This window comes from Pseudoalteromonas sp. APC 3224, from assembly GCF_030407535.1.
GTDB lineage: Bacteria > Pseudomonadota > Gammaproteobacteria > Enterobacterales > Alteromonadaceae > Pseudoalteromonas.
On sequence record NZ_JASDDF010000013.1, the window covers coordinates 79,745 to 87,147 of the forward strand.

Consider the following 7,403-nt stretch of genomic DNA (forward strand, 5'->3'; position numbering starts at 1 on the left):
AAAAAGTTAGATACCACTATTATGCAAAAAGCTATCCAACGTTTCTTTGACACGGGTTTTCAAGGTCATATCTAAAGATGATAACGTTGTTTTAACTTCACAACCGCCCCGCTCTAGAGTGGGTTCTGCAATTAATTGCCAATGATTATCTTCAATAGCTTGTTCACCATAACTGGCTTTTATCAGCGTTAAGTCATCTGGATGAAGATGAATTCGAACTTTTTCTTGTTCTGCATTAAGTGCATCAATGCTTTTTTTCAAAGTATGTAAAATAATATCAGGTGATGTTTTTACTTCTTGATAAATAATCGCTTCACTGAGCATAGTGGCTAGCTGTACCAGCTGTTTTTCTGCTTGCTCGTCCACTTTTTTAAGCGGGTCGCTTAAACTATCTAGTAAGCCACGCAGGCTGGTCAACTGCTCATCAATTAAGGGTTTAACGTCTTCTTGGCCTTGTGTTTTACCCAGCTCTACACCTTCTTTGTAACCCGCCTCTTTACCCTCGGTTACGCCTTTGTCAAAGCCATCTATATAGCCTTGTTCGTGCCCTTGTTTAAGGCCTTCTTCGTAGGCATCTTGGCGAATACGCTCCAGCTCTACCATAGTTAATGAAGGCAGCTCTGGTTCTTCCGGTTCTTCTACTTGTTCTTTTGCTATTTCTTTACGGTATAGCTCGGCTAAGGGTGTGCCATAAGCCGTAGAGCGATTGCGAAAGCTTCGCTCATCGGGAGCAACATCAGGAATTGGCCAATTTTTTAATAACTCATCAGCTTCATCTGCATGTAACGGGCGACCTTTAGAGTGACTCATAGGTTATAAGAACTCCTCACCACCGCCACCACCAAGCATAATTTCACCTGAATCAGAAAGGCGACGTGCTGTTGATAAAATTTCTTTTTGCGCCGCTTCTACTTCACTAATGCGCACAGGAGCCATAGCTTCTAAATCATCAGCGAGCATTTCAGCGGCACGTTTTGACATGTTACCCAAAATTTTCTCTTTAAGGGCATCGTCGGTCCCTTTAATGGCTTTCATTAATACATCTTGCGGCACTTCACGCAGGATTGCTTGAATGCCTCTGTCGTCTACATCCATTAAGTTTTCGAAGACAAACATTAAGTCTTGAATTTGTTGCGACATTTCTTCGTCATGCTCACGGATTGAATCCATTAACTGCCCTTCAACATTGGTATCGAGGTAGTTCATGATATCTGCCGCAGCTTTTAAGCCACCCATTTTCGCAGCTTGTGCACCCGCTTGACCGGCAAATTGTTTTTCCATAATTTCATTCAATTCTTGCAATGCTGCCGGTTGTACTTCTTCTAAATTAGCAATACGCATGGTTAAATCGAGGCGCACTTTTTCAGGAAATTGCGCTAAAATTTCAGCCGACTGTTCAGGCTCTAGGTAAGAGAGAACAATTGTTTGAATTTGTGGATGCTCATTACGAATAATGTTAGCCACCTGTTTAGAGTCCATCCATTTTAATGAATCAAGGCCTTTAGCGCCTGAACCCATCACTATTTGGTCTATCAAGCTGGCGGCTTTATCTTCACCTAATGCGGCTGTAAGTGCTTTTTTGATGAAGTCTTCAGACTGAAAACCTATCGTACTAAAGCTTTGAATTTGTTCAATAAATAAATTATGAACCGCGCTAATTTTAGCTTGTGACAAATCATCGATTGCCGCCATGGCCATACCTACCTTTTGCACTTGTTTTGGCTCTAAGTGCTTTAGGATTTGCGCTGCATCTTCTTCAGTTAAGCTCAGCAATAATATCGCGGCTTTATCTACACCATCAAGTTTATCAACATCAAACGCTTGAGGTAGTTGTTTTTGTTCTTGATCAGTCATCTTCTGTTAACCACGCTTTCACTACTTGTGATGATAGTTCTGGTTCATTGGCTACAAGGGCACGAACCGCTTTGAGTAAGTCTTCGTCGCCGTGTAGGTCTGGTAAGCGTAGTGTACCATCGCTTGAGAAGCCAACAGAAGCAGAATCAAAGTCATTATTTAGCATATCTAATGTGCTGTCACCAAGATCAACACCTGAACTAAGAGAATCTTCATCGTATTCTTCAAGTGTATTATCTGGGTAGATTAAGCGTTTAAGCATAGGTTTAACGACAGCTAAAATCAGTACAATAATAACCAGTGCACCTAATACTAAGCGCATCATTTTCATAAACCAATCTTGTTCCCATAAAGGCAACTCAAAATCAAGCGCTGAGTCTTCACGAACAAATGGTACGGTCACTACTTCAAGTGCATCGCCACGTTGCATATCAAAGCCTACGCCACCTTGTAACAAGCGACGAATATTTGACAGGGCTTCAACCGAGCGTGGCGTCATAGTTGTTTCACCATTTTCACCCACCGTAGGCAGGTAATCAACCGCAACAGAGACGCTTATTCTGCGGATCACTCCAGTTTGCTGACGCTTATGTGAAATAGTGGTATCGAGTTCATAGTTACGAGTGGCTTCTTTGTGAGTTCTACTCGGTGAGGTTGCAGTGCCTGCACCGCCCGCCATCGCATCTTCAGGAATAGTTGAGTTAACTGGTGGCTGATTAGTCAGCGCGCCTGGAATACCAACCGCTAGGCCACCAATATTATTTTCTTCAAAGGTCGTTTCACTTCTTACCGCAGGTAAATCTGGGTTGTAACGTTTTTGTGTTTCTTCTACCGCACTAAAGTCCATACTTAAATCTACTTGTGCGGTGTAATTACCTAATCCAACCACGGGGATCAAAATACTGTCGATTTTTTCTAGGTATTCTTGCTCACGTTTACGTTCTATATCGTATTCTTTACGCGAGCGTGCAGCTAAAGAGGTTTGCGAGCCTGAATTTAATAAACGACCATTTTGATCGGTCACAGTAACGCGCGAAGGCTCAAGCCCTTGTACCGCTGAAGCTATCATATCAACAACCGAGTCAACTTCTTCGCCATCTAGAGAGCGACCGCGTTTAAGAGTAAGTACAACAGTCGCAGAGGGTTTTTTCTCTCTACGGGCAAATACATTTTCTTTGGGAATAGCTAACAATACTTTGGCGCGAGTAACATTATTTAGCTCTTCTATAGTACGGGCAAGTTGTTGCTCACGGCCATGTTTAAGGCGCTCACGTTCTAAACGTTGGCTTACCCCAAACCCCATGTCTTGCATAATAATGTCGCTACCTGATGTAGGCCCTTGATCTAAACCTTCACGGGTCATCAATAACTTGATATTTTGATATTCAGTTTCATCCACCGAGACCACATTGCCATCAAGTTGGTAGTCAATTTTTTGTGCATCTAAAAAGTCGAGTGTTTCTATTAACTCTTCAGTTTGCATTTTACCTAAAGGGCGCATATCTGGCTGACGAGCCCAAATAATAACGAAAATAGCAATGGCTAAACAAATAGCTAATGCAACAATCAGGGTAATTTGACGTAAAACATCAACACCGCCAAGGGCACTGAAATAGCCTGATTTTTGCTCTTGTTGATCTTCGTTTTCACTTTGCTCCATCATGCCATCAGCAAGTGCCAGATCTGTAGATTGATTAGATTGCGCCACAATAATTCTCCACTACCTAATTAAACAGGCATGTTCATAATTTCTTTATAAGACTCAACAAGCTTATTACGAACCTGTACCGTAGCTTCAAATGCCACAGAAGACTTTTGCGAAGCAATCATAGCCTCGGCAAGTGACACGCTTCTGTCGCCATTCTCTACCGCTTTTACTTTTTGCCCTGCGTCTTGCTGAAGTTCATGCACTGTATTAAGGGCATTACTCAACATGTCACCAAACTGTGCTGTAGAGGTTGATTGCACTTGCGTTGGCAAGTTATTAACTTGATTACTACGTGTGGCCTCTGCAGCCATTGATTGCATTTCTTGAAATAAAGCACTGTTTTGAATTTTCATAATTGTCTCTGATAATGCAGTAAACTCTTAAAGAGAATAAAGCACAAAACATGCCAAAAATTAAAATCAATTAAAACAACGCTTTAAGTAAAATAATTAAGCAGTCAGAGTTTTGACAGCCCTAAATTCAAGTGATTGAACTTAGGGCTTATGGGGGTTATGCTGGGAGGGAAATACCTAAATCACGCATTTGTGCTAATTTGTAGCGTAAAGTACGCGGGCTAATACCTAAGGTTTCGGCGACCTCTTTACGTTTTCCTTGGCAGCGTGCCAAGGTTTCTAAAATAATACGATGTTCTTTATCTTTAAGCTCATCTTTGTAACTACCAGTATCGACGGCTAACAAATCATTTTTTTGCTCATCTGCAGGCGCTGCTTTTTCATCATAATAAGCGTTACTGAGACTACTTTTTACAGGCTCAATGTCAGCTTTAGTTTCTGCCACAAAATGCGTTGGAGCTAGATTTTCGATAAAAATAGCATGCTCATCAATACTATTCCCACTGCGTAAAATTAATGCTCGCTGAATAACGTTATCTAGTTCGCGTACGTTACCGGGCCAGCTATGGCTAAGCAGTTTTTGTTCAGCGCTTGTATCTAGGTACGCCATTGGCTCTTTACTTTTACTTAAATGGCGTTCAATTAAGTGTTTCGCCAGCACAATAATATCACCTGGGCGCTCACACAGTGGTCGCCACAGCAAAGGGAAAACATTAAGTCGATAATATAAATCTTCGCGGAACTGATTATCAGCAACTGCTTCTTTTAACTCTCGGTTACTTGTGGCAAGCACACGTACATCCAGTGCAATGGTTTTACGACCACCTAAACGCTCAACTTCACGCTCTTGTAGTACACGTAACAGCTTGGCTTGCAGGCCTAAATCCATTTCGGTGATTTCATCTAGTAAAATAGTACCGCCCTGTGCTTGTTCAAACTTACCAGGGCAAGCTTGAATAGCACCGGTAAACGCGCCTTTCTCATAACCAAATAAAGTGGCTTCGAGCATATTTTCAGGAATAGCAGCACAGTTAATCGCAACAAACGGTTCATTACAGCGTTTTGATTTGTCATGAATATAACGCGCCAGTACTTCTTTACCAGAGCCACTTGGCCCAAGCACCATCACACTGGCATCTGAACGAGCAACTTTATTAGCAAGTTCGAGTAATTGAATACTACTAGGATCGGCGACAATGGGCCCGTCTGTTTCTTTTTCTTTTTCTGGTAAGTAACGACTCACCATATTCAATAGCACTTCTGGTGCAAATGGCTTAGCCATATAATCAATCGCGCCTAAACGCATTGCCTCAACCGCATCATCAATGGTGGCATAGGCTGTCATCATCAGTACGGGTAAATCAGGGTGATTTAATTTAATACTACGTAATAAATCTAGGCCACTCATTGCGCCCATTTGCACATCACTGACCACCAGTGAAAATACGTCTTTTTTTAATAGCAACATGGCTTGCTCAGCACTGTTGGCTGCCATGCAAGCGATGCCCGACATTTCTAGAGTATCAATTAATGCTTCACGAAGTCCGGCGTCGTCTTCTACAACTAAAATAGTGTTACTCATGTGACTCCCCTAATTTAGATGCGACACTAATAGGCAGCAACATACTAAAAATTGCTCCCCCGTGTGGGTTGTTGTTTGCCTCCACCCTTCCCTGATGCGCACTGGCTACCGAACTAACAACGGCAAGCCCTAAGCCTGTACCTTGGCTTTTAGTGGTATAAAAAGGTTCAAATATTTTCTCGCTCTGAACTAAGTCAATGCCTGGACCATTGTCACTTACGCTAATGCGTACAAAGTCAGAGTCTTGTTTGTCACGTAGGGCGCTAAGGTGAACCTGCGCGCCACTGCCAATAACTTGAATACTGTTGTGAATAAGGTTTTGAATAGCGCTTGCTAGTGCGGTTTTATTACCCATAATTTCTATATCGGGTTCAGGTAAGCTCACATTTAATTCGCTATCATTGAGCGCTACCATGGCATCGGCACCGGCTTTAACTTCACTGAGTAGCTGTTGCATCGACACTTGCTCAACCACCTGCTGATCACCACTTTTAGCAAATAGCAGCATGTCGTTTACTTGGGTTTCTAAATCTTTCAAGCGAGACATTAATTTTGTGTGAAAACTGCCGCGTGATGCTTCGGGTAAGCGCTTTGAGCCTAAATTGGCAGCATACAACATCGCTGCTGATAACGGTGTGCGTACTTGATGGGCCAAAGATGCCACCATTTTACCTAACGCACTTAAACGCTGCATATGCGCGACTCGCTTTTGTAAACGTCGGGTTTCGGTCAAATCGGTCATTAATATAAGTTGCCCAGGCTCTGGCGCAAGTGCGGTAATATCGAGTTTTATTAAGCGTCCATCTTTTAACGACACTTCATGACCATCATCTTGATGAGGACGAAATGAGCGCTGAATAACACTAAACCACTTCTCACCTTCTAGTGGTTCACCGAGCATATCGATAGCAATTTGATTCGCTTTAGCGATCATTCCTTTACCATCGAGTACAATCACGCCCGCAGGCATAGTATCAACTAAATGAGAAAGCCAACTTGCCTGTTGACGCAAATCACTCAACTCACCAACATACTCCTCTTGCAGTAAACATGGGTTATACTGGTTAGCAGAAATAAACTGGGGTTTTAGCACACTTGCAAGGGCCATAATCAACTCTCTAAAATAATGTAGATACAGTAGCTAATGCATAATGTGTACCAAAATTATTTTACAGTAAATTCAATAGATTAAACCGTAAAAACACGTGCCGTAAAAATGACGCGCAAAGGAAAATGTATGAATAAAGAGACTCAGTGCCGCTGCCCATGGTTAGATACAACAAAACCTGACTATGTGGAATATCATGATCATGAATGGGGCGTCCCAGTGTATGAGGATCAACTACTTTTTGAGTTTTTAACATTAGAATCGGCACAAGCAGGACTTAGCTGGTATACAATATTAAAAAAGCGTGAGAATTATAAAAATGCCTTCGCCAACTTTGATGTACACAAAGTAGCGGCCTTTACTGAACACGATATAGAAAAATTAATGCAAAATGCGGGCATAGTTCGCAACCGCTTAAAAATTGTCGCAACAATTAATAACGCGAAATGCTTTATTGCAATTCAAGAAGAATTTGGCAGTTTTAGTGATTATCAATGGCGGTTTGTTGGTAATAAACCTCAGGTAAACGATCTAGAAACACTGGCCGACTACCCTGCAGTTACTGAGGCATCGACGTTATTTGCGAAGGATTTAAAAAAGCGTGGCTTTAAATTTTTAGGCCCAACCACAGTGTATGCTTACATGCAGGCCTGTGGAATGGTTAACGATCATAGTAATGATTGTTTTAGGAAAGAAGAAGTTAAAAAGTTAGGGTTAAAGGTTAAAGGTTAAAGGTTAAAGGTTAAAGGTTAAAGGTTAAAGGTTAAAGGTTAAAGGTTAAAGGTTAAAGGTTAAAGG

At 41.8% G+C, this 7,403-nt stretch carries 7 protein-coding genes; 1 reads left to right on the forward strand and 6 read right to left on the reverse strand.

The features are described from left to right. Positions 1 to 6: 6 nt before the first annotated feature. The 6 genes from fliH to QL989_RS08550 form a co-directional block, all read right to left on the reverse strand. On the reverse strand, positions 7 to 810 hold the full coding sequence (gene fliH, locus QL989_RS08525) for a flagellar assembly protein FliH (protein WP_024602024.1): 804 nt from the start codon (positions 808 to 810) through the stop codon (positions 7 to 9). Positions 811 to 813: 3 nt separating this feature from the next. Further along, positions 814 to 1,854: a flagellar motor switch protein FliG gene (fliG, locus tag QL989_RS08530; RefSeq protein WP_013465559.1), complete on the reverse strand. Its 1,041-nt coding sequence runs from the start codon at positions 1,852 to 1,854 to the stop codon at positions 814 to 816. Then, complete coding sequence (gene fliF, locus QL989_RS08535) at positions 1,847 to 3,562, reverse strand: flagellar basal-body MS-ring/collar protein FliF (protein WP_008112179.1); 1,716 nt, start codon at positions 3,560 to 3,562, stop codon at positions 1,847 to 1,849. Before fliF ends, fliG begins: the two co-directional genes overlap by 8 nt. 20 nt (positions 3,563 to 3,582) lie before the next feature. Then, a complete protein-coding gene (gene fliE, locus QL989_RS08540; protein ID WP_008112177.1) occupies positions 3,583 to 3,915 on the reverse strand; it encodes a flagellar hook-basal body complex protein FliE in 333 nt (110 codons plus the stop codon). A gap of 157 nt (positions 3,916 to 4,072) precedes the next feature. Further along, positions 4,073 to 5,497, reverse strand: a complete 1,425-nt coding sequence (locus tag QL989_RS08545) for a sigma-54 dependent transcriptional regulator (protein WP_290169742.1) — start codon at positions 5,495 to 5,497, stop codon at positions 4,073 to 4,075. Continuing rightward, the gene (locus QL989_RS08550) at positions 5,490 to 6,605 is read right to left on the reverse strand and encodes an ATP-binding protein (protein WP_290169744.1); all 1,116 of its coding nucleotides are present in this window, start codon (positions 6,603 to 6,605) and stop codon (positions 5,490 to 5,492) included. The genes QL989_RS08545 and QL989_RS08550 overlap by 8 nt, the downstream gene beginning before the upstream one ends. Positions 6,606 to 6,734: 129 nt before the next feature. Between QL989_RS08550 and QL989_RS08555 the strand changes: the two genes are divergently transcribed. Next, positions 6,735 to 7,337 (forward strand): DNA-3-methyladenine glycosylase I, encoded by a 603-nt coding sequence (locus QL989_RS08555; RefSeq protein ID WP_290169746.1) that lies wholly within the window; start codon positions 6,735 to 6,737, stop codon positions 7,335 to 7,337. Positions 7,338 to 7,403: the final 66 nt, after the last annotated feature.